The organism is Achromobacter sp. ACM05, from assembly GCF_019218915.1.
GTDB lineage: Bacteria > Pseudomonadota > Gammaproteobacteria > Burkholderiales > Burkholderiaceae_B > Achromobacter > Achromobacter animicus.
Genome location: NZ_JAHUWQ010000002.1, coordinates 1,128,551 through 1,148,963, shown reverse-complemented (window position 1 = coordinate 1,148,963; position 20,413 = coordinate 1,128,551). Strand labels below are relative to the sequence as shown.

The following is a 20,413-nucleotide window of genomic DNA, read 5'->3' as shown; positions in this document are numbered from 1 at the left end:
GCAGGAGGATCGCCATCATGCGAGCCGACTACATCCGCATCTACAAATCCGTTCATACCTGGACGGGCATTCTGACCGGCATGGCGCTGTTCATTGCGTTCTACGCGGGCGCGCTGACCCTCTTCAAGGAACCTATCGCGCGCTGGGCGTCGCCGCGGCCGGACGTGGCGATGGCGCCGCTTGAAACCGCGCCCGACCTGATCGCCAAGACGCTGGCGGCGCGGCCCGACGTGGCCAAGGGCTTCACCATTCATCTGCAGCCCACCGAGAACGTGCCTGCGCGCATGGCATGGGAAGTGCGCGACCCGCAGGCCGACGACCATGACGAATCAACCGTGCGGCATTATGTCGCCCGCCTGGACGCGGCCGGGGCCGTGCAGATCGGCGAGGCCGAGCCCAGCAGGCTGGGCAATTTCATCGACGTGCTGCATCGCGTGGTCGGTTTGCCGGCGGACAGCGACCCCAACCGTTGGTTCATGGGCGTCGTCGCGTCGCTGTATGCGATTGCGCTGGTGTCCGGCGTCATCGTTCTGCTTCCTTCGCTGGTCAAGGATTTCTTCGCGCTGCGGGTGGGCAAGAACCGCAAACGCATGTGGCTGGACGCGCACAACGTGGTGGGCATCATCTCGCTGCCTTTCCATATCGTGATGGCGCTCAGCTCGGTCGTGTTCGCGTTTCACGATGGCATCTACGACATTCAGGACCGGCTGATGTACGGCGGCAAGCTGGAATCGGTGTTCCAGCGCGGTGGTGGCGCTACGCCCGACGCCGCGCCGCGCAATCCGTCCTCCATGCTGACGCCGCAAGAGTTGCTGCAGCATGCGGGCAGGCTGTCGCCATCGTTCGAGCCCATTGCGCTGCAGTACACGCAGGTGACCGCGCCACGCGCCATCGTCCGCATCTGGGGCAAGGACCCCGCCGCGGTGTCGCCCCGCGCCCGCGGCGGCTTCGTGGCGATGGACCCGTACAGCGGCAAAGTGCTCAACACCGACTACCTGCCGGGTCGCCAGGATGCGGCCAACCTGTGGGTCAGCAGCTTCTTTGCATTGCACATGGCGTCCTTCGGCGGCGCGGCGGTGCAGTGGTTGTATTTCCTGCTGGGGCTGGCGGGCGCGTGGCTGTTCTACAGCGGCAACCTGCTCTGGATCGAGTCGCGGCGCAAGCGCGCGGACCGGCGAACCGGCGCGGTGCCGGTGCAGCGGCTCGACACGCGGTTGATGGCGTCCACGACAGTGGGCGTGTGCCTGGGCAGCGTGTGCGGCATTTCGCTCATGATGCTCGCCGCCAAGGGTTTGCATGGGCATGTCGCCGACGTGGACATGTGGATCAAAGGGCTGTACTACGCGGCGTTCTTCGCGGCCATTGTCTGGTCGTTCGTGCGAGGCGGTGCAGCGGCGGCGGTGCATCTGCTATGGCTGGCGGCCGCGTTCACATTGGCAATTCCGTTGACCTCACTGTTGGGCGTGGTGGCGCCGTCAACCGGCTTGTGGGCGCACTCGTCGGCAGCAACGCTGGGCGTGGACGCGACCGCGCTGGCGATGGCGCTCGGGTTCACATGGATGGCGCGAGCCACGCAGCGACGGCTGGCGCACGGCGAAGCAGACAGCGCGTGGGCGCTCCGGCGCTCGCGCCCCGGGGCGGACACCACAGCTGAAACGCACGCTTGAGCGCCGGGCCGGCCGCGCGGCGCCTCATACAAGCAAAAAAACCGCGCGCTATTGCAGATTTTTGGTCTCTGTGCCCGGCGATCAAATCCTCGTCAGAACATGAATACCAGACAGATCTGATTCAGTCAGAGTATTTGTGCTCAATGTTTATTCGGAAGGGTTTTCTAGCATTGACCCCTAATGCAAACGTCCTGCGTCGAGCGCGACCAATTGAAATTGGCTGCGCCGCTCCCGGTCCACTCGCTGGGCGTGATGACGACGCGGATTTATCAGCCAATCCAAGCAGGGGGGAACATGCGTTGCGGGTGCGATTCTGTGGAAAGCGGCGTGCATGCGGTTTCAAAGGCAACCGGTCACGCAAAAATAAAGAAATCCATATTCGTTGATCGCGGGAACGCCGGTCCAGGTGCTTTCAGACACCGCCGTGCAACGTGTTTCATCGCGAGCGTGGCGTTGCTGGCGCCGGTTTCGGCGCTGGCGGACATTATCGGTGAAAGCGGTGTCGCCGGCTTGGGTGGCACATCCGGCATGCGCGGCGGCGATGGCGGCGCCGGGCACACCGCTGTCGTTATCACGGACACCACCCCGTTCGAGAACGCGGAACGTCTGATCGGCGGCGCGGGTGGCGGTGGTGGCGGTGGCGGCGGGGGCGGGGGCCAGGTAAGCGGCAGCGGCGGAGCCGGCGGCAATGGCGGCCAGGGCGGACACGGTGTCGAGCTGTCCGCGGACGGCGCGGTGTTGACCAACCGGGATCTGATGCAAGGGGGCGCCGGTGGTGGCGGCGGGGGCGGCGGCGGCAGCGCGTTCAACATGGGGTCGGCCGCCGGCGGGAGAGGCGGCGATGGCGTGGGCGGCGCGGGCGGCGGCGGCGGCGGTGGCGGCGATATTCCCTTGAATGGAGTGCCTATGCTGCCAGGCGACGGCGGCAACGGCGGTCAGCCAGGGCTGGATGGCACCGTGGGCTCCGCTTTTTTTGGCGCCGGCGGCGGCGGTGCGGGCGGCAGCCTCAATCCGTTTGGCTGCGAAAGCGCCAATGGCGCCGATAGTGGTTGCGGTGGAGCGGCCGGGGCCGGCGGCGGGTTGGCCTACGGCGCGGGTGGCGGGCAGCCTGGCGCCTCCAACAACCTGAATGGCACGAACGGCGCGAACATCGTTTCTTCCCGGACTGGCGCCGGAGGCGGGGGTGGCGGCGCGCCCGGTGGCCTGGGGGGCAGAGGCGGCGGCGCCGAAGGCGGGCCTACGGGGTCAAGCGCTGGCGGCACGTCGTTGGGCGGCTATGGCATACACGTCGTGGGCGCCAACACCGTGATCACGAACGCCGGCCGCATTGTCCCGGGCACGGGGTCGGAGCAATCGGTGGCGATCCTGTACGCCGATACGGCCCACAATTCAGTGCTGAGGTTGCAGGCCGGCAGCGATATCCAGGGCACCGTGGATGCCACCCGATCCACCAACAACACGCTGGTGCTTGACGGCGCGGCAGGCGTCGACCCGACGACCGGCGCTTCAATGGCTTTCGACGTTTCGAAGTTGGGCGCTGCTGGGGGCGTTGGCGCCAACAAGGACGTGTACCAGGGCTTCTCCGCTTTCGAGAAAGCCTCCGAAGGCGCCTGGCAATTGGTCCATGCGCCCACGCAGGCACGCACCGCGTGGCGCATCACGGGCGGCACATTGGCCATTACCAGCGGCGACAGTCTTGGCAGCACGCTCGATGCCGTGACGCTGGACGGCGGAACGCTGCAGCTCCAGGACAACGCGGCCCTCCACCATGATGTGGTCGTTGACAGCACGGGCGCGATCAGCGTCGACGACGGACAGCAGTCAGTGCTGCACGGCGTGCTGACCGGAGACGGCAGCGACTTTGCCAAGACGGGCGGGGGCACCCTGGCCATCGCAGCCGACGGCAACTTCCACGGCTTCACGCATATTGACGACGGTACGCTGCAACTCGGCGCGGGCGGCACAAGCGGCGCCATCGGCAGCGGCGCCTTCATCAACCACGGCACGCTGGCGTTCAACCGCGCGGATGACTTCGTGTTCGGCAATGCGATCGCCGGCACAGGGAACGTGGTGAAAGCGGGCCCGGGCCTGACGACGCTGACGGGGCCGCTGACTTACACCGGCTTGACACTGCTGAACCAGGGAGAACTGGCCATTGACGGTACGACGCTGGGCTCGATGTCAAGCGCGGCGGGCGTCATGGCAAAGCTCCCGCCGCAACACACGCTGACCTTGCGCAATGCAGAGTTGAACGGCTGGATGCATGTGCCGGACACATTGAACGTGGATGCCTCCAGCCGCTGGAACATGTTCACCGGGCCGGACAATCCCGCATACAACCCCGTATACGCGACCACCAGTCACGGGACCATAATTAGCTTCGCTGGCGAGATCAACCTTGCCGGCCGCATCAACTTCATGCCGCCCGGCACGGCCAATGGCCTATCCGGCGGCAGCGTGCTGGTCGCCGACAACCTGAACGGCCAGGACGGTATCGTCCAACTGCATGTGCAGTCGACGGAAACCGGATTCACCGATCTCATTCGGCTCAACGGCGGCGCCGTCGGAACGACACATCTGGTTCTGCAAATGGATGAATCCTCCGTTGGGGACGCGCTTACCGGCGACGGCGTGATGGTTGTCCAGGCAAATGGCCCGACCGACAACGCGTTCGTGCAACGGGAGGAAACGCCAGGGGCAAACCGCAGAGGGGCTTTTCTCTACCGGTTGCAACACGGATCAAATGTTGTCAATGGCGTACAGGTTGCTCCGCATAATTGGTATGTGCGCAGCGAAGCGCGGCCCGAGGTTTCCCTGTATTCCCAACTGGGCAATCAGGCCGCGCGCCACGGAGAACTGACCGTCGGCACGCTGAATGACCGGATGGGGGCCACGGAAAGCCTGGCCCGCAAGGTTTACCCCATCGTGTGGGCACGCAGCCTGGCGGACTTGGGGCGTAATCACGGCAGCAGCGCCGGACTGGCCGCGCAAGACGTCGCGACGCGCTCCAGGCTGGCGGGCGTCCAGCTTGGAACCGACGTCTATGTAAACTTTCAAGGCTTGTCGCGGCGCAGTGCGGGGGTCTTTGCGTCAGCCAGCACCATGAAGACCGACGTGGACCATTATCTGGAAGTCAGCAAAGAAACCGTCGACGCGGGGCGCAGCGAGCAGACGGCGTATACCCTGGGCGGCTACTACACGCTGTTGGATGGAAAGGGCAGCTATCTGGATCTGGTCACGCAGGTCAGCCGCTACGACGTCAGGGCCAATTCGGCTGCGGGCGCAGGTCAGTTGACGACCACGGGGTGGGGCGGCTTGATCTCCGCGGAGGCCGGAAAATCATTCGCCGTTGGCGACGACACCAGCAACCTCCGGCTTGAGCCCCAGGCGCAGGTGATCTATCAGCGGATCAAGTTCTCGGGCGGTCAGGACGACGCAAGCGCGGTGGAGTTTCCCGGCGTGAACAGCTTGACGGGCCGACTGGGCCTGCGCCTGTCCAGGACATGGGATGCCGATTCCGCCAGGGCCAGTACGGCTTGGGCGACGGTCAACCTTCTAACCACCGCAGGCCACTCGTCAAGCCGCTATGCGACGGCCACGCAGGGCGACATCACCTTCAAGAACAAACTTGCGGGTCCGCGAGCGGGTTTGACGCTGGGATACGACAGCCTGCTGGGCGGAAATACCTTCCTGAATGTTCAAGCCGGCACCGAACAAGGCATCGGTAGCCGCAAGTCCAGCAACTACAACCTCAATGCCGGGATCAAAATCATCTTCTAGCGATGGCGAAGCATTGCACGCGCTACTTACTTGACGACGTAATTCTTCGCCTCGGCCTCGCCCGCCCACTTGCGCAGCGCGCTGATGAACTCCGGGCACACATTGCCATCGACGCTGGTGTCGGTGATGACGCTGTCCTGCATGCGCATCAGCACCTTGCACTCATACACACGCGTGCGGTTGGCGTAGTGGCCGGTGCTGCTGTTCTGGAACACCGGCGTGGCCGCCGTGGTGTTGGTGGCGGGGATCATGCCCACGACCTGCTGGCTGGTGCTGTCCACCACCCACTCGGTGTAGGGGGCGGACTGGTAGTCCGACCATTCCAGCTCCATCGTGTTGCCCACCGCCCGGATTTTGGAGGGCTCGCCCAGCGCCGCAATGGCGTCGTCGATGGAGCGGCCTTCCATGTTCTTGGCGACGTTCACGCTGGGCGAAAACGACAGACCCGACTTGAAGACCTGGCTCAGCGACGGCATCGTGGAGCTGCCGCCGGTGGGCATCGGCGCGCAGCCGGCCAGACCCAGCGTGAGGAGCAGGCCGGTCAACAGAAGGAAGGAACTGCGGTGTCGGTTGGAATGCGGTGTCGGCTTCATGGTGTGTGGTCCAGGCTTGCGGGGTGGCAGGTCCCTCGGTAGGCGAGGACACGGCGCCGATTGTGTCTGTTCGTGACGGGGCCATTGTTCGCTGGCGCCCGCGACGGCAATTCGCGCGGCCGAGACAAGGATGGCCCGCGCTGGAAAGTGCGACATTTTTACCGAAAAAGGGGGCCGGAGTTCGCAATCCGAAGTGTGAAATTTGTTACCTAATATGCCGGTTGAGCAACGCCATAGAGGGACGGACCCCGGGGACGCTGCGCTAAGATCGTCCCCGCCCAATCCACTGGATTTCACGACGATCATGCCCGCTCGCTTTCAATTCCTGATCCGCGCCGCGTTTGCGGCCCTGGCCCTGGTGGCGGGGCTGGCATCGCCCACGGCGCACGCCGCCGAAAAGCTCTACGGCGGCATCGCCACGGACGGCAAGCATTCCCGGATTTTCTGGGTGCTGCCCGAAACCGATGGCAAGGCGGCCGAAGCCGCCGCGCTGGCCGAGTGCCGCAAGGCCGGCGGCAAGGAATGCAAGGTCTTGAGCTGGTTCTCCGACAGCTGCATGGTGTACGCGCGCAACTCCGTTCAGGATCTGTTCCCGGGCAACAGCGTGTCGCCCGAGATGGCCGCCAAGAAGGCGATCCGGCGCTGCACCGCCGGCAGTCCCGACGGCAAATGCCGCCTGACCACCATGCCGCTGTGCGTGGGCCCGGGTTACAGCGCCGCCGACATGCAGGCGCCCGTGAAGGCCACGCCCGCCGATCTGGAGCGGCTGTCGGCCAAGCTGAACCAGCGCGAATACTGGGGCGCCATCGCCGAAAACGAAGAAGGCGGCCTTCTCTATGCCGACGGCTATCCCAACGAAAACGATGCGCTGTCCAAGCTGCTGGATTGGGAAGACTGCAAGGGCTGCCGGAAGGTGCTGACGTACACCGACAGCTGCGTCGGTCTCGCGTGGCCCAAGGGAGCCAAGGGGCGCGGCACCAACTTCACCGTCCTCAACCCGGACCCGAAGACGGCCCGCGATGAGTCGCGTGCCGCTTGCAGCGCCAAGACCGGCAGCCCCGCTTGCGTGGCGATGGTGCGTTGTTCCGGCCGTTCGTATATCGACGGCTATGCGGGCGAGGACCAAAAACCGAACTGACGGCGGCGCACGATGCCGCTTGCAACAAGACGGGCCTGCGGGCCCGTTTTTGTTGTTAAAGCCGCCGCGTGGCGCATTACGCCAACGCGCAAACGATCGTCGAACATATGCAAATAAGCCCGCGTCTTTAAGGCTTCTGGCAATGTCCAAGCAATTACAACCTCTTTGTCTGGTTGTACTTGCGCGGCCTAGAATCAGCCTTGTTCCATAGCAGGCGGCAGGGCATGTCATCGCGACTTTCGATCGAATCGGTACAGCTTCCATTCCTGTCGCAACGGCATCAGGCCGTCCGCGATTTCTACCATCGGATCATCGGTTTGGAAGAGATGCCGGGCGACGGCGACCGCCTGCGATTCGCCTTGGGCGACGCCACGTTGTCGCTGTCGCCGGTGGACGAAGTGAGCCGCGCGGTCAAACCCGACTACCTGGGCATCAAGGCCAGCGCCTACGACGACATCCTGTCGCGCCTGCGCCAGGCGGGTCATCATCCCGTGTGCTCGCTGCCGGATGCGCTGCCGCGTGTCATGTACGTGAAGGATCCTTCCGGCAATCAGTTGGCTATCCTGGACTGAGGCGCGCACGATGAACTTCCAGCAATTGCGATCCGTGCGCGAAGCCGTGCGCCGCGACTTCAACCTGACCGACGTTTCAGAAAGCCTGCACACCTCCCAGCCTGGCGTCAGCCGGCAGATCCGCGAACTGGAAGAAGAGGTGGGCGTCGACATCTTCGTGCGTTCGGGCAAACGTTTGATCGGTCTTACGCCGCCCGGCGAATTGATCTTGCCGCTGGTGGAGCAGATCCTGCAGGCGGCCGACAACATCCGCCATGCGGGCGCGGAGTATGCGGACAGCCGGACAGGCGTGCTCTCGATCGCGGCCACGCACTCGCAGGCGCGCTATGCCTTGCCGCCGGTCATCAAGGAATTTCGCCAGCGCTACCCCGAGGTCGTGCTGCATCTGCACCAGGGCTCGCCCAGGCAGGTCTCGGAGATGCTGCTCGAAGGCGAGGCCGACATCGGCGTGGCGACCGAAGCCGTGGCGGACTACCCAGGCCTGGTGAACCTGCCGTGCTACCGGTGGAGTCACAGCGTCATCGTGCCGCGAGGCCATCCGCTGGCGCGCCAGCACGACGGCGTCACGCTGTCGCAGCTATCGCGCTATCCCATCATCACGTATGGACGCGGCTACACGGGCCGCGCGCATATCGACGAAGCCTTTGCACGCGCCGGCATCACGCCCGACATCGTCATGACCGCGATGGATGCGGATGTGATCAAGACGTACGTGGAACTCGAATTGGGCGTCGGCATCGTGGCCGCGGTGGCCTGGGACGCCGAGCGCGACAGCCGGCTGTGCGCCATCGATGCGCGGCATCTTTTCGAGATCAACCTGACGCGGCTGGCGATCCGGCGCGGCGCATGGCTGCGCGGCTACGCCTTCCATTTTGTGGAGATGTTCGTGCCCACGCTGACACGGGAAGTGGTGGAGCGAGAGCTGAAGGGCGACGGCTGACACCGCCGTCATCGGGGCGAAAAAAAAGGAAGGCGCGGTGCCTTCCTTTTTCATTTCGCAACTACCGGATCAGCTCTTGATGAATGCCAGCAGGTCGGCGTTGATCACGTCCGCGTGGGTCGTCAGCATGCCGTGCGGGAAGCCCGGATACACCTTCAGCGTGCCGTTCTTGAGCAGCTTGACCGACAGGCGCGAGGCGTCGTCGATCGGCACGATCTGGTCGTCGTCGCCATGCATCACCAGCGTCGGCACGCTGATGGCCTTCAGGTCTTCGGTCTGGTCGGTCTCGGAGAAGGCCTTGATGCCTTCGTAGTGCGCCTTGGCGCCGCCGATCATGCCCTGGCGCCACCAGTTGTTGATCACGCCCTGCGAGACCTTGGCGCCGTCGCGGTTGAAGCCGTAGAACGGGCCCGCGGCCACGTCCAGGAAGAACTGCGCGCGGTTGTCGGCCAGCGCCTTGCGGAAGCCGTCAAAGACTTCGATGGGCGTGCCGCCCGGGTTCGATTCAGTCTTGACCATCAGCGGCGGGACGGCGCTGACCAGCACGGCCTTGGCGACGCGGCCCTGCGGCTCGCCGTGGCGGGCGACGTAGCGGGCGACTTCGCCGCCGCCCGTCGAGTGGCCGATGTGCACGGCGTTGCGCAGGTCCAGATGTTGAACCACGGCGGCGGCATCCGCGGCGTAGTGGTCCATGTCGTGGCCGTCGCTGACCTGGGTCGAGCGTCCGTGGCCACGGCGGTCGTGCGCAATGACGCGATAGCCCTGGGCGAGGAAGAACAGCATCTGGGCGTCCCAGTCATCGCTGGACAGCGGCCAGCCGTGGTGGAACATGATGGGCTGGGCCGTCTTGGGGCCCCAGTCCTTGTAGAAGATTTCAACGCCGTCGGGGGTAGTGATCGTGCTCATGTCTGGTTCTCCGGGGGGGTAGTTGGACCGCAGGGATAGACTAGGGCCTTATGCGTCACCGGGAAATCCTACGCTGGGCTTGGCGCGTCATACAAAGGTATAGGCGGGGTTTGGCGGCGGATGTGTCCAATCTGCCACCACCCGTCTTTACGCGGTCTGCGCGCCTTGCAGCGCGTCGGCCACGCATCGCGCCATGGCTTCACCGTCCACCGGCTTGTCCAGGTACGCACAGGCGCCCAGCGCCAGCAGCCGCTGCCGCGCCGCCTCGGTGGGGAAGGCCGTCATGAAGATCAGGGGAAAGCGGCGCCCCGACGCGATGAGCTCGGCCTGCAGCTGATCGCCCGTCATGGGCGACATCTGGACATCGGTGATCATGCAGTCCGGATCGCTGCCTCGCGGGTCGTTCAGGAACTCGGGGCCCGAGCCATAGGCGCGCACCTCGTAACCAAGCGAGCGAAGCAGGCTGCACAGCGCGATCCTGACCCCATCGTCGTCGTCGACAACCGCGATAGTGGGAGTGTGGTTCATGTAAGAAAATCCTTCGGGCCGGTCGGATCACGATGCGCATCCGATGCCCGGCATGTTCCGTTATGAACCTTTGCGCCTGCCGCGAAAATCATACAGAGGTTTGTCCCATCCCCGGGTCAGGACGCGGAAACGCCCAGCGCCTCGGCATGGCGGACCAGATCGGCGAGCGATCGGACCCCCATCTTGCGCATGACGTGGCCGCGGTGGATCTTGACGGTGATCTCGCTCAGGCCGATCAGGCCCGCCACCTGCTTGTTCATCAAGCCTGACACCACGTGCGCCATGACCTCCCGCTCGCGCGGGGTCAGGGTCTCGTAGCGGGCGCGCAGGCCGTCCATGGCTGCATCGCGGGAGCGGCGCTGGGTGTCACGCTCGATGGCGGCCGAAACCGCATCCAGCATGTCCTGTTCGCGGAATGGCTTGGACAGGAAGTCGACCGCGCCGGCCTTCATGGCGCGCACGGTCATGGGAATGTCGCCGTGACCGGTGATGAACACGATCGGCAGGTCGATGCCTTGGCGGATGAGCTGGTCCTGGAAGTCCAGGCCGCTGATGCCCGGCAGCCGCACGTCCAGCACGATGCAGCCGGGCGCGTCGGGAATCTGGGTCTGCAGCAGTTCGGCGGGCGACGCGCACAGGGTGGTGCGCAGGCCGATCGAGCGGAACAGGCTGTCCAGCGAGGCGCGCACGCTGGCCTCGTCGTCGACGACGATCACCTGGGATTGCGGAGCGGCGGGCGCGGCCCCGGTGGCGGTAAGGTGGTTCATGTGGAAGGGTTCCCCTGCGTGGTGGCGAGCGTCAGCGTGAAGGCCGCACCCGCGCCAGGCTTGTTGTCGACGGTAAGGCTGCCGCCATGGGCCTGCGCCGTGGTGCGGCAGATCGGCAGGCCCATGCCCATGCCTTGCGGTTTGGTGGTGAAGAAGGGATCGAAAAGGCGTTCCAGGTCGTCCGGCGCGATGCCCGGACCGGTATCGCCCACGGAAACGGCGACCAGACCGTCGTCGTGGCGCCGGGCGCTGACGGACAACTGGCGAGCCTGCATCTGGCCTGACATGGCCTGGCTGGCGTTGACCATCAGGTTGACCATCACCTGCTGAAGCTGGATCCGGTCGCCCATGATGAGCGGCAGGCCCGGCTCGATGTCCACCTGCAGCGCCACGCGCTCGCGCGTGAGTTCGTGCGCGACCAGGCGGGTGGCTTCGTCGATGACGGCGCCGATATCCAGCGGGGCCTGTTGCACCGGCGCCTTGCTGAGGAACGCGCGAATGCGTTTGACTATCTCGCTGGCGCGCCGGCCTTCGGAAATGATGCGTTCCATGGCCAGCTCGACCTCATGCAGATCGGGCTGGGGACGGCGCAGCCAGCGCATGCCCGCGTCGCCGCTGGTGACGACCGCCATCAAGGGCTGGTTGACTTCGTGCGCGATCGACGCCGTCAGTTCGCCCAGCGTGGCGACACGCGCCGCGTGCGCGAGTTCGGTCTGCGCCAGCAGCAGCGCGTCCTGCGCCTGCCTGCGCTCGGTGATGTCCACGACAAAGACCAGCACGGAACCGTCCACGTCGTCGGCCGGCGGGAAGGTGATGGTGAACAGCACCGGCACACGCGAGCCGTCCGCGTGCACGACCTCGGTCTCGCCTTCGTGGAAGGCGTCGCCCTGGGCAAACGCCGTCAGGGACCGCGCAAACATGCGGTCGTCTTCGCACAGGATGTCGTCGACGGAGTAGGGCGCGCTAGGGGCGACCGGCCGGCCCACCATGGCCAGGAACGCGGGATTCATGTCATCCACGTCGGTCAGCTTGCGCATCTGGCCGATGAATTCTGGATGCTGGGCGAGGTGGGCGGTGAGGGCGGGGCCATCCATCAGACCCAGGGCGGTCAGCTCGGTGCGCACGGCGCGCCAGTCTTCCTGGATGACACCGATGCGGCTGGCGTCGAACATGCGGCGGTAGCGTCTTTCGCTGCTGACCAGCGCGGTGTAGGCGGCCTTGCGGTCGGTGACGTCGCGATGCGTTTCCATGACGCCGGTGACCCGGCCCTGATGATCCCGTTGAAGCACCCAGCGGCTTTCCAGCACCAGCGTGGCGCCGGCCTGGGTCTTCTGTTCCAACGTACCGTCCCAGCTGCCGGTAGACAGAAGTTCGGCCTCGATGGCCTCGCGGCGGTCGGGGTAGCGGGTATGCAGCAGGTCATCGGCAACGCGGCCCAGCGCCATGCTGGCGGGCCAGCCATAGGCGTCTTCGGCGGTGCGGTTCCAGAAGTTGATCACGCCTTGGTGGTCGCGCACGAAGATCATGTCGTGCGACAGATTGAGCAGGCGCGCCTGCGCGGCGAGCCTGCGGGTAGCGCTCTGGTTTTGAAGCGCCAGCAGCGCCGCAATGCCGATGGCGGCCAGGCTGACCAGCGCGCGGGCCGTGGGCGAACCTACATGGTTCAGACCGTGGGAATTCAGATAGGCCGCGATGGTGAGCACGATGCCGCCGGTGCCCGCCACGATGATGTCCAGGCGCCGGAATGTGCGCGCCGCCAGCAGCACGACCACGACATAGAGCACGGCCACGGCGCCGTCGAAGTCGGTGAATGTGTCCACCACGGCAATGACCAGCGCCAGCAGCAGGGCGGCCGCGCGAAACAGAAATTGCATGCGATGCGGGCCCGCGGTCTCCGGGGCGCCGGGACGCGACTGCTGCGGCGGCTGGCCAGGTGCGCGGCCGAGTGTCGACGTGAGCAAGATCCACCTCTGGGTAAGGGCGCGCGCGTCGGGCAGGAAACCGGGGGCACGCAATGAGACCCGCACATTATCAGCCATCTTTGGAAGAAGACACGCGTATTTCCTGGGTAAACCTTGGTATGACCCGAGAAAACGATGAGCCGATTTTGCTGGCGGGGCGCCGTGGCTATTCTGGTTTCCATCGGGAATCGAAGCCCGAATCGTGAAGCCAACCCCTGAAGCCAACCCGGAGAAATTCCATGAACGATCTTTCGCTTCAAAGCCGCATGACCGCTCCCCTGCGCACCCCCACCGACCTGGGCGCCGAGGCCAGGGTCGACATCGCCGCCGCCCTCACGGGCCTGCTGGCCGACATGTTCGCGCTGTATCTGAAGACCAAGAACTTTCACTGGCATATGTCGGGTCCGCACTTTCGCGACTACCACCTGATGCTGGATGAGCAGGGCGACGAGATCTACGCCACGACGGATGTCATTGCGGAACGCGCCCGTAAGGTAGGCGGCAGGACGCTGCGTTCGATCGGCCACATCCAGCGCCTTCAGCGCCTGGCCGACAACGACGCCGACTACGTGACGCCCGAAGACATGCTGGCCGAGCTGGCCGACGACAACCGCCGTCTGACGGGCTTTCTGCGCGCCACGCACGCCGTGTGCGAGGAACACAACGACGTCGCCTCGACCAGCCTGATCGAAAACTGGATCGACGAGGCCGAGCGCCGCACCTGGTTCCTCTACGAATCGACCCGCGCCGCACGCTGATCCGACCCGGCCACATGCAGTCCTGACCTTCGCGCCGCGCGCGGCGCGTCCAGGAGACGTTTCATGTCATACGACTATCCCGCGGCCGTCCTGCCTGCCGGCACGACCGCTCCGTCCTTCGCCTTGCCGGCCACGCCGGACCAGACGGTTGCGCTGGAAGAATTGCGCGGCCGGCCGCTGATCCTGGCGTTCTATCCCGCGGACTGGAGCCCTGTCTGTGGCGACCAGATGGCGCTGTACAACCAGATCCTTCCTGAATTCCACAAGGCCGGCGCGCAGCTGGTCGGCATTTCGGTGGACGGGGTCTGGTGCCACGCCGCGTTCGCCGCGGACCGCAAGCTGCATTTCCCGCTGCTGGCGGATTTCGAGCCCAAGGGCGAGGTCGCCCGGCGCTACGGCGTCTATCGCGAACAGGAGGGCATCGCTGATCGTGCGCTGTTCGTCATTGACGCCGAGGGCGTCATCCGGTGGAGCTATGTGTCGCCGCTGGGCATCAACCCGGGCGCTGACGGCATCCTGGACGCGCTGGACAAGCTTGCCCCCGCCTTGCAAGGAGTTCAATCATGAGCCGCCTTTTCATCCCCGTGAATGCCCAAGATCACGCCGAAGGGCCGGACACCGCGCCCGTGACGCTGGTGGAGTATGGCGATTACGAATGTCCGTATTGCGGCGAGGCCTATCCCGTGCTGAAGGCGGTGCAGCGTGCGCTGGGCGACCGGCTGCGCTTCGTCTTTCGCAACTTTCCCATTTCGGAACTGCACCCGGACGCGGTCGCGGCGGCGGAATTTGCCGAGGCCGCCGCGCAGGCGGGCAAGTTCTGGCAGGCGCACGACATGCTCTATGAGCGCCAGAACGCGTTGAAGGAGAGCGATCTGTTCACCTATGGCGAGGAGATCGGCTTGTCGCCGCAGGTGCTGCACCGCGCCTTTGGCGGGGCATTCGATTCCAAGATCGAAGTGGACTTCAGCGGTGGCGTGCGCAGCGGCGTGAACGGTACGCCCACGCTCTTCATCAACGGCGTGCGGTACGACGGCCCGCGCGATGCGGACAGCCTGATTGACGCGCTGACCCAGGCGGCGCGTACCGCCCCGGTCCATGCGTGAAGGGGTAGGGACCGACATCGCCCGGTCGCCGCGTTGCCCTGGGACTTAAGTCTGGCGTTTTGCTGCCGTTACATTTCTCAAAGGAACCCCGGCCGGGTGGCAGGCTTGCCTCCGGCTTTCCAGAGGAAGAGACGCCATGACATCCGTTGCCTCCATCGGCCCCGTGACCACGATCGGTCTGGCGCCGCCCGCCACCGGCGTGACCCGTGCGGGCGACAAGGCCGATATTGCGGCCGTGCCTGCATCGACGACGGTCACGCTTGGCCAGGGCACGTCCCCCGCGCTGACCTACACCTCGCAGCCGGCGGCCGCGGGCGTGGTCTGGGAGCGCGACGCGGTGGACAAGGTGTCCTCCGTTATCGCCGACACGATTTCCGCGCGCACGCTAGCCGGGCGTCTGGAAGGCGTGGCTTCTGCGCTGCTGGACCGGTTCCAGACCGACGGCACCAATTATTCGCAGTCTGCCAGGTTGTCGCCGGGCGCCGGCCAGATCGACGCCCTGGGCAACGTGCAGGCGGGTTCGGCCGCGCAAGCCGAGGATGCCTACACGCTGCGCATCACCACGGCCAGCGGCGTGAAAGTTCAGGTCAGCCTGACCAACACCGCAGATGGCATTGGGGTGCAGATCGACGTGGCCGAGGGCGAGCTGTCCGAGACCGAGCGCAAGGCCATCGCCGGTCTATCCAAGGCGTTCCAGGACGCGGTGGATGGCCTGGCGTCGGTGCCGCCGCGCATGGCGTGGTCCAGCCTGGCCAAGTTTGATTCCGCGGTGCTGTCGTCGGTATCGCTGCAGGCCACGACCACGACGGATGGTGTCGTCTCGCAATCCATCGATTTTTCCGCGGACAGCAAGCAGCGGTCGCTGACCATCAAGAACGCCGAGGGCGTGGTGAAGGTCGACGTCGACGTAAGCAAGGCCGCGCTCTTTGGCAATGCGCAGCAGCGCGCTGCGGCCGTCAGCGATTATCTGCAGCAGTTCGACGCGGCCCGCAGCCGCGGCAAGGGCGACGAGGCCCTGATGGCGGTGTTCAAGGACGCATTCGCCGAACTGCACCAGAGCTACGAAGCCGGCGCCGCCCCGTCCAGCCAGTCGCCGCGCATCGTTGCCGCTGGCTACACGTATCGCAGTCTGCTGTCGGGCGTGGCGGACTTCTCGGCCTCGATCTCGCAGACCATGGACGCGAGCAATCCGTACAGGACCAGCGAAGTCGATCAGTTCACCTATCAGGTCTCGCAGAACAGCAGCACGAGCGGCCGACCCTTGTTCGACCTTGGCGTCAAGCAGGAACAGCGCGCCAATCTGACCGCCAGCTACCATTTGGCACTGACACCGCAGCAGACGCTTGATCTGTCCAAGGACAAGGACTCGCAGAACTACAAGTTCATCCAGATCAAGGACGAGGTCACCAGCCAGACCGGCATCCAGTACGAGCTGGGCGCGCTGGCCGAAGCCACTTTCACGCATACCCGCAATCTGTCGACGCGGGTGCAGTCGTACGTGAAGGGCGAGCTGATCGAAGACACCTTGACCCCCGTGATCGAAACCCGCACGCGCGACCTGCTGTCGCTGGTGCGTGCCGCGGAGTTGGAGCCTTCGGAGAGCGAGCGCCTGCAGCGCCGGGACCCGGCGGCGGCGGATGCGATGCTGCTGAACAAGCATCTGGCGCTGTCGCGCGCAGTGGCGCGGGAACGGCAGGACTGAACGGGCTGCGGGGTCGGAAGATCGCCCGCAGCCGAGCCGCTTTTTACTTGAACAGCGCGGCGTTCTCTTCCAGCACCGCGTCGGCGCATTGCGCGTCCAGGTTGCCGCCCGGTGCGCCGGCCACGCCGATGGCGCCGATCACGCTGTTGCCGGCCTTGACCGGCACGCCGCCGCCCAGCAGCAGAAAGCCCGGAATGTCCGTCAGGTTGGCCGCACCAGGATTCTTTTGCGCGTTTTCCATCATGGTCAGGGTGGGGGTCTTGGCAGACACCGCGGTAAACGCCTTGGCGCGGCTGGCTTCGATGGTGTGCGGGCCGGCGTTGTCGGCGCGCGCAAAGGCCTTGAGCAGGCCGGCGCGGTCCACGACCGAGGCGCTGACGTTGTAGCCCTTGGCCTGGCAGGCGGCGACGGTGGCGGTCGCGAGCTTCTGCGCGTCGGCCATCGACAGGTTGTTCTCGCTCAGCACGGCAGCGTTGGCGGCGCCGGCGAAAGCCAGCGTGGAGAGCAGGGCGGCAAGCGACAGTTTCTTCATGGTCTGCATCCTTTTCGGGGGTGTTGCGGTAGGAGCAGACAGTGTGGCCAAAAGGCCGCGGGCGCGGTATGCGCCCGACTACGCGCGCGCCTCCGTAGCGTTACGGAGGCGGCGCTTCAATCGAGCAGCGTCGCGTACTGACGGATCAGTTGCGCCAGCGACTCGGCTTCCAGCTTGGCGAAGACGTTGGCACGATAGGTCTCGACCGTGCGCGGCGACAGATCGAACTCGCGCGCAATCTCCTTGTTGCTCATGCCACGCACGATGCGCTCCAGCACCTCGTGCTCGCGTCCCGACAGCCGTGCCAGGCGGTCCGCCGCCGCCTGCGTGACGGCGAGGCGTTCGCGGCTGGCGATGTGCGTGCGCACGGCCGCCTGGACCGCATCGAGGAATACGTCGTCGTCGACCGGCTTTTGCAGGAACTCCATGGCGCCGCCCTTGAACGCGCGGCGGCACAGGTCTACGTTGGCATGGCCGGTCAGCATGACCACGGGCAGGTCGGACCGTTCGGCCAACTGCGCCAGCACGTCCAGTCCGCTGATGCCGGGCATGCGGATGTCCAGCACCACGCAGCCGATCACCGGCTGCGCCAGCGCGGCAAGAAACGCCATCGGGTCCGCAAAGCCCGCGCTACGCAGGCCGACGCTGCGCAGCAGCAGCCCAAGTCCGTCGCGGACCGCGTCGTCGTCATCCACCAGATAGACCAGCGGGGAATGATCGTTGGGATTCATGCGGCGGCTCCGGCCTGCGGCAGGCTGACGGTAAAACAGGCGCCAGCGGGGCTGAGGTTGCGCGCGGCGATGCGGCCGTCCATGGAACCGGCCAGCGTATCGCACAGCGCCAAGCCCAGGCCCATGCCCTGATCGCGGGTCGTGAAGAACGGTGCGAAAAGGCGCGGCATGGCGTCCGCGGCAATGCCCGGGCCGGTATCGCTGACGCTGAACTGGTAGCTGCCGTCGGCTGCGCGGCCTTCCAATGCGATCTGGCGCGTGCCCGAGGCGCCGTCCAGCGCATCCGCCGCGTTCTGCACGAGGTTGTGCAGGATCTGTTCGAGGGCTACGCGATCGCCCAGCGGCCGCGCGCCGGGACTGGCGTTGGTCCAGGTCAGGCGGATGCCTTGTCTTGCAAGCTCCGGCTCGCGCAGAAAGCGCAGCGAGGCCACCAGCGCGTCGGGGTCGATGGCTTCGCGCCGCGCGGGCGAACTGGGCTGCACCAGCGCGCGCATGCGGCTGATGATGTCGGCGGCGCGCTTGGCTTGTTCGGCGCTGGCAAGCAGCGCGTGGCGCACGACCGGGCGCTCGTCCTCGTCATCCAGCAGGCGTGCGGCGGCGCGGGTTTGCGCCAGGATGGCGGTCAGCGGCTGGTTGAGCTCGTGCGCGATGCCGGCGGCCATTTCGCCCAGCGTGCTCAGGCGCGCCATGGCCGCCAGACGCACCTGTTCCTGCTGCCGGCGCGCTTCTGCGCGCGAGCGATGCCAGGCGGCGGCGCCGGCCACCAGCAAGCCGCTGGCCACGGCCCAGGCCAGCCACGCGGTCCACGGCCAGAATCCGGGCGTCAACGTGCGGGTGCTGCGCATCTGAAACGGCTGGCTGGCCGCGCCCAGCGGCTTTTGCAGCGCCAGCGTCCAGCCGGGCAGCGCATCGATGGGTTGCTTGTCCAGCAGCGGTAGCGGGGTGCGATCCACCGTCAGGGTCAGGTTGCCCAGGCCCGGCGGAAAGTCGGCGGCCGGCACGAGCTGCCGCGCGTCGATCAGCAGGCTCCACCCGGAAGGCGATACCAGCCAATAGCGCGCGTCGTCGACGGCAATCGTCACGGGGCGACCCAGTTGCCGGGCGCGCTCCACTGCTTGTTGCAGCCCAGCCGGCGCGGGCAGGCTGCCCGCCCAGACGCCGCCCGGCAGATGGCCAAGCCCCAGCAACTGCGGCATGGCGGGCTGCAGGCTGGGGAAGAGACGTTCGGGAGCGGGGGGATGCGACAACGCGGCCAGCGTGGCCAGGACGGCTTCATGCTGCACCGTCTTCTGGCTCAGCATGCGCTGGGCGATGCTGGTGCTCTGGAAGAAGCGCTCGTACTGGTCCACGTACTCCTGCCGCGCGATCCAGATTGCGCCCAGAAAGAACAGGACCAGCCAGCAGATGAAAGCGCGCGTGCGCGAGAGGGGATTCACGCCGGCAATTATGCCTTGCGGCAAATGCGCACCGGAATCCGTAGGGCTACGGAGGGTCAGGCGGCCAGCTTGTGCGGGCCGGCGCCGACCGCGGGCTGCGAGTTCGCGGACACTGCCATCTGATACAACGCGGCCACCAGGTCCGATTGCGTCACCAGGCCCTGCAGATGGCGCGATTCGTCCAGCACCGGCACGCAATGCAGGCTGTCCGACATCGGACGGGCCAGCTCGATCACGGGCAAACCGGGTGTGGCGAATGGCACTTCGCTGCGCATGCAGTCGGCCACCAGCAGGTCGGGCGCGGATTCGGTATCCGTGGGGACCGGGGTCAGACGGCTCTTTCTCGCCAGCACATCGCCCTGAGCGATCATGCCGGCGTAGCGGCCCGCTGAATCCAGCACGGGCAGGGCCTGCACGCGGTGCTTGTCGAAGAGGCGGACCGCGTAGTCCAGCGGATCCTTTTCCATCACGGTCACCACATCGCGCGACATGATGTCGGCGCAACGCACGTCGCCAAAACGGCGGACGCTGGCGCGCAACTCCGCAGCCAGCACGATCTCTTCCAGGTCTTCCTTGCTGATGTCCAGCAGCTCGCCGCGCTGGCTCAGCGCTTCGTCCAGGTCGGTTCGCGAAAAGCCCAGTCGTGCACTGGGAATCGGATCGCGCGTGTTGTGGCCGGCAGCCGGTTCCGCATGGCGGCGGGGATAGTTGCGTTTCAGCGCGCCGTTAAAGACCACGGCAATGCACAGCAGGATGACGGAGTTCAGCGCAACGGGCCACAGGGCGAAGGCGTAGCCCAGCTTGGCGACCGCGGGGCCCCCCAGCACGGCGGTCAGCGCGACGGCGCCGCTGGGCGGGTGCAGGCAGCGCAGCGAAAACATGGCGCCAATGGCAAGCGCCACGGCCACGGCCGCGGCGATACCAGCGACAGGAATGAATTGGGCGCAGAAGACGCCAATCAGGGCAGACACCAGGTTTCCGGCCATCAGCGACCAAGGCTGGGCAAGCGGACTGGCAGGTGCTGCAAACAGCAGCACGGCCGACGCGCCCATTGGGGCGATGAACCACGGATTGTCGGCGCCCAACGCGTGACGTCCCACCCACTCGGTGCAGAACAGGCCGAGCAGGGCGCCTACCGCGCCGTAAAGTTTTTCGCGTCCGTTGACGCCCACGGGCGCTGGCGCGAACGACCCCAGCCAGCGCTTGAATGCAACACCCAAGACAATCTCTCCTCGCGACGCATTGATATGTCGCGGGGCGACAATTTATCACGCCGCTTATTTCCTGGCGGCTTGAGCT

At 66.0% G+C, this 20,413-nt stretch carries 18 protein-coding genes; 9 read left to right on the top strand and 9 right to left on the bottom strand.

Annotated features, from left to right (window positions below):
* The first annotated feature begins 17 nt into the window (after window positions 1-17).
* Window positions 18-1,667, top strand: coding sequence for a PepSY domain-containing protein (locus tag KW836_RS16150; protein ID WP_218344020.1), 1,650 nt, complete (start codon window positions 18-20; stop codon window positions 1,665-1,667).
* A 180-nt stretch (window positions 1,668-1,847) separates the two neighbouring features.
* The gene (locus tag KW836_RS16145) at window positions 1,848-5,447 is read left to right on the top strand and encodes an autotransporter outer membrane beta-barrel domain-containing protein (RefSeq protein ID WP_218344019.1); all 3,600 of its coding nucleotides are present in this window, start codon (window positions 1,848-1,850) and stop codon (window positions 5,445-5,447) included.
* Between the two features lie 26 nt (window positions 5,448-5,473).
* Here KW836_RS16145 and KW836_RS16140 read toward each other — a convergent pair whose 3' ends face one another.
* Window positions 5,474-6,040 carry a hypothetical protein gene (locus tag KW836_RS16140; protein WP_255595798.1) on the bottom strand — a complete coding sequence of 189 codons (567 nt, stop codon included), beginning with the start codon at window positions 6,038-6,040 and terminating at the stop codon, window positions 5,474-5,476.
* Window positions 6,041-6,344: 304 nt separating this feature from the next.
* Between KW836_RS16140 and KW836_RS16135 the strand changes: the two genes are divergently transcribed.
* The 3 genes from KW836_RS16135 to KW836_RS16125 all read left to right on the top strand — a co-directional run bounded on the left by KW836_RS16135 (window position 6,345) and on the right by KW836_RS16125 (window position 8,690).
* Window positions 6,345-7,178 (top strand): DUF4189 domain-containing protein, encoded by an 834-nt coding sequence (locus tag KW836_RS16135; RefSeq protein WP_239213770.1) that lies wholly within the window; start codon window positions 6,345-6,347, stop codon window positions 7,176-7,178.
* 224 nt (window positions 7,179-7,402) lie between these two features.
* Window positions 7,403-7,750: a VOC family protein gene (locus tag KW836_RS16130; RefSeq protein ID WP_175136402.1), complete on the top strand. Its 348-nt coding sequence runs from the start codon at window positions 7,403-7,405 to the stop codon at window positions 7,748-7,750.
* A 10-nt stretch (window positions 7,751-7,760) separates the two neighbouring features.
* Window positions 7,761-8,690: a CysB family HTH-type transcriptional regulator gene (locus KW836_RS16125; RefSeq protein ID WP_175136403.1), complete on the top strand. Its 930-nt coding sequence runs from the start codon at window positions 7,761-7,763 to the stop codon at window positions 8,688-8,690.
* A 69-nt stretch (window positions 8,691-8,759) separates the two neighbouring features.
* Here KW836_RS16125 and KW836_RS16120 read toward each other — a convergent pair whose 3' ends face one another.
* The 4 genes from KW836_RS16120 to KW836_RS16105 form a co-directional block, all read right to left on the bottom strand.
* Window positions 8,760-9,596, bottom strand: coding sequence for an alpha/beta fold hydrolase (locus KW836_RS16120; protein WP_175121403.1), 837 nt, complete (start codon window positions 9,594-9,596; stop codon window positions 8,760-8,762).
* A 147-nt stretch (window positions 9,597-9,743) separates the two neighbouring features.
* The gene (locus tag KW836_RS16115) at window positions 9,744-10,124 is read right to left on the bottom strand and encodes a response regulator transcription factor (protein WP_218344018.1); all 381 of its coding nucleotides are present in this window, start codon (window positions 10,122-10,124) and stop codon (window positions 9,744-9,746) included.
* Window positions 10,125-10,240: 116 nt separating this feature from the next.
* Window positions 10,241-10,891 carry a response regulator transcription factor gene (locus KW836_RS16110; protein ID WP_175136406.1) on the bottom strand — a complete coding sequence of 217 codons (651 nt, stop codon included), beginning with the start codon at window positions 10,889-10,891 and terminating at the stop codon, window positions 10,241-10,243.
* The gene (locus KW836_RS16105) at window positions 10,888-12,765 is read right to left on the bottom strand and encodes an ATP-binding protein (RefSeq protein WP_218344017.1); all 1,878 of its coding nucleotides are present in this window, start codon (window positions 12,763-12,765) and stop codon (window positions 10,888-10,890) included. Before KW836_RS16105 ends, KW836_RS16110 begins: the two co-directional genes overlap by 4 nt.
* Before the next feature lie 326 nt (window positions 12,766-13,091).
* On the opposite strand from KW836_RS16105, the gene KW836_RS16100 reads away from it, so the two are divergent.
* From KW836_RS16100 to KW836_RS16085, 4 genes are all read left to right on the top strand, one after another.
* The gene (locus KW836_RS16100; protein WP_218344016.1) at window positions 13,092-13,610 is read left to right on the top strand and encodes a Dps family protein; all 519 of its coding nucleotides are present in this window, start codon (window positions 13,092-13,094) and stop codon (window positions 13,608-13,610) included.
* Between the two features lie 63 nt (window positions 13,611-13,673).
* Window positions 13,674-14,177: a redoxin domain-containing protein gene (locus KW836_RS16095; protein WP_175136408.1), complete on the top strand. Its 504-nt coding sequence runs from the start codon at window positions 13,674-13,676 to the stop codon at window positions 14,175-14,177.
* Window positions 14,174-14,713: a DsbA family protein gene (locus KW836_RS16090; protein ID WP_218344015.1), complete on the top strand. Its 540-nt coding sequence runs from the start codon at window positions 14,174-14,176 to the stop codon at window positions 14,711-14,713. Before KW836_RS16095 ends, KW836_RS16090 begins: the two co-directional genes overlap by 4 nt.
* A 136-nt stretch (window positions 14,714-14,849) precedes the next feature.
* Window positions 14,850-16,415, top strand: a complete 1,566-nt coding sequence (locus tag KW836_RS16085) for a hypothetical protein (protein ID WP_218344014.1) — start codon at window positions 14,850-14,852, stop codon at window positions 16,413-16,415.
* A gap of 43 nt (window positions 16,416-16,458) precedes the next feature.
* On the opposite strand, the gene KW836_RS16080 is transcribed toward KW836_RS16085, so the two are convergent.
* The 4 genes from KW836_RS16080 to KW836_RS16065 form a co-directional block, all read right to left on the bottom strand.
* Window positions 16,459-16,947 carry a heme-binding protein gene (locus KW836_RS16080; RefSeq protein WP_056566538.1) on the bottom strand — a complete coding sequence of 163 codons (489 nt, stop codon included), beginning with the start codon at window positions 16,945-16,947 and terminating at the stop codon, window positions 16,459-16,461.
* Between the two features lie 116 nt (window positions 16,948-17,063).
* Window positions 17,064-17,678 carry a response regulator transcription factor gene (locus KW836_RS16075; protein WP_105239080.1) on the bottom strand — a complete coding sequence of 205 codons (615 nt, stop codon included), beginning with the start codon at window positions 17,676-17,678 and terminating at the stop codon, window positions 17,064-17,066.
* Window positions 17,675-19,114, bottom strand: a complete 1,440-nt coding sequence (locus tag KW836_RS16070; protein WP_218344013.1) for an ATP-binding protein — start codon at window positions 19,112-19,114, stop codon at window positions 17,675-17,677. Before KW836_RS16070 ends, KW836_RS16075 begins: the two co-directional genes overlap by 4 nt.
* Window positions 19,115-19,170: 56 nt before the next feature.
* Complete coding sequence (locus KW836_RS16065) at window positions 19,171-20,334, bottom strand: HPP family protein (protein WP_218344012.1); 1,164 nt, start codon at window positions 20,332-20,334, stop codon at window positions 19,171-19,173.
* Window positions 20,335-20,413: the final 79 nt, after the last annotated feature.

Bases quoted from the DNA above. Each gene is read 5' to 3' on its own strand.
- KW836_RS16110 (WP_175136406.1), bottom strand. From the start codon at position 10,891: ATGAACCACCTTACCGCCACCGGGGCCGCGCCCGCCGCTCCGCAATCC.
- KW836_RS16115 (WP_218344018.1), bottom strand. From the start codon at position 10,124: ATGAACCACACTCCCACTATCGCGGTTGTCGACGACGACGATGGGGTC.
- KW836_RS16140 (WP_255595798.1), bottom strand. From the start codon at position 6,040: ATGAAGCCGACACCGCATTCCAACCGACACCGCAGTTCCTTCCTTCTG.
- KW836_RS16085 (WP_218344014.1), top strand. From the start codon at position 14,850: ATGACATCCGTTGCCTCCATCGGCCCCGTGACCACGATCGGTCTGGCG.
- KW836_RS16135 (WP_239213770.1), top strand. From the start codon at position 6,345: ATGCCCGCTCGCTTTCAATTCCTGATCCGCGCCGCGTTTGCGGCCCTG.
- KW836_RS16090 (WP_218344015.1), top strand. From the start codon at position 14,174: ATGAGCCGCCTTTTCATCCCCGTGAATGCCCAAGATCACGCCGAAGGG.
- KW836_RS16130 (WP_175136402.1), top strand. From the start codon at position 7,403: ATGTCATCGCGACTTTCGATCGAATCGGTACAGCTTCCATTCCTGTCG.
- KW836_RS16100 (WP_218344016.1), top strand. From the start codon at position 13,092: ATGAACGATCTTTCGCTTCAAAGCCGCATGACCGCTCCCCTGCGCACC.
- KW836_RS16120 (WP_175121403.1), bottom strand. From the start codon at position 9,596: ATGAGCACGATCACTACCCCCGACGGCGTTGAAATCTTCTACAAGGAC.
- KW836_RS16095 (WP_175136408.1), top strand. From the start codon at position 13,674: ATGTCATACGACTATCCCGCGGCCGTCCTGCCTGCCGGCACGACCGCT.
- KW836_RS16105 (WP_218344017.1), bottom strand. From the start codon at position 12,765: ATGCAATTTCTGTTTCGCGCGGCCGCCCTGCTGCTGGCGCTGGTCATT.
- KW836_RS16125 (WP_175136403.1), top strand. From the start codon at position 7,761: ATGAACTTCCAGCAATTGCGATCCGTGCGCGAAGCCGTGCGCCGCGAC.
- KW836_RS16150 (WP_218344020.1), top strand. From the start codon at position 18: ATGCGAGCCGACTACATCCGCATCTACAAATCCGTTCATACCTGGACG.
- KW836_RS16145 (WP_218344019.1), top strand. From the start codon at position 1,848: ATGCAAACGTCCTGCGTCGAGCGCGACCAATTGAAATTGGCTGCGCCG.
- KW836_RS16075 (WP_105239080.1), bottom strand. From the start codon at position 17,678: ATGAATCCCAACGATCATTCCCCGCTGGTCTATCTGGTGGATGACGAC.
- KW836_RS16080 (WP_056566538.1), bottom strand. From the start codon at position 16,947: ATGAAGAAACTGTCGCTTGCCGCCCTGCTCTCCACGCTGGCTTTCGCC.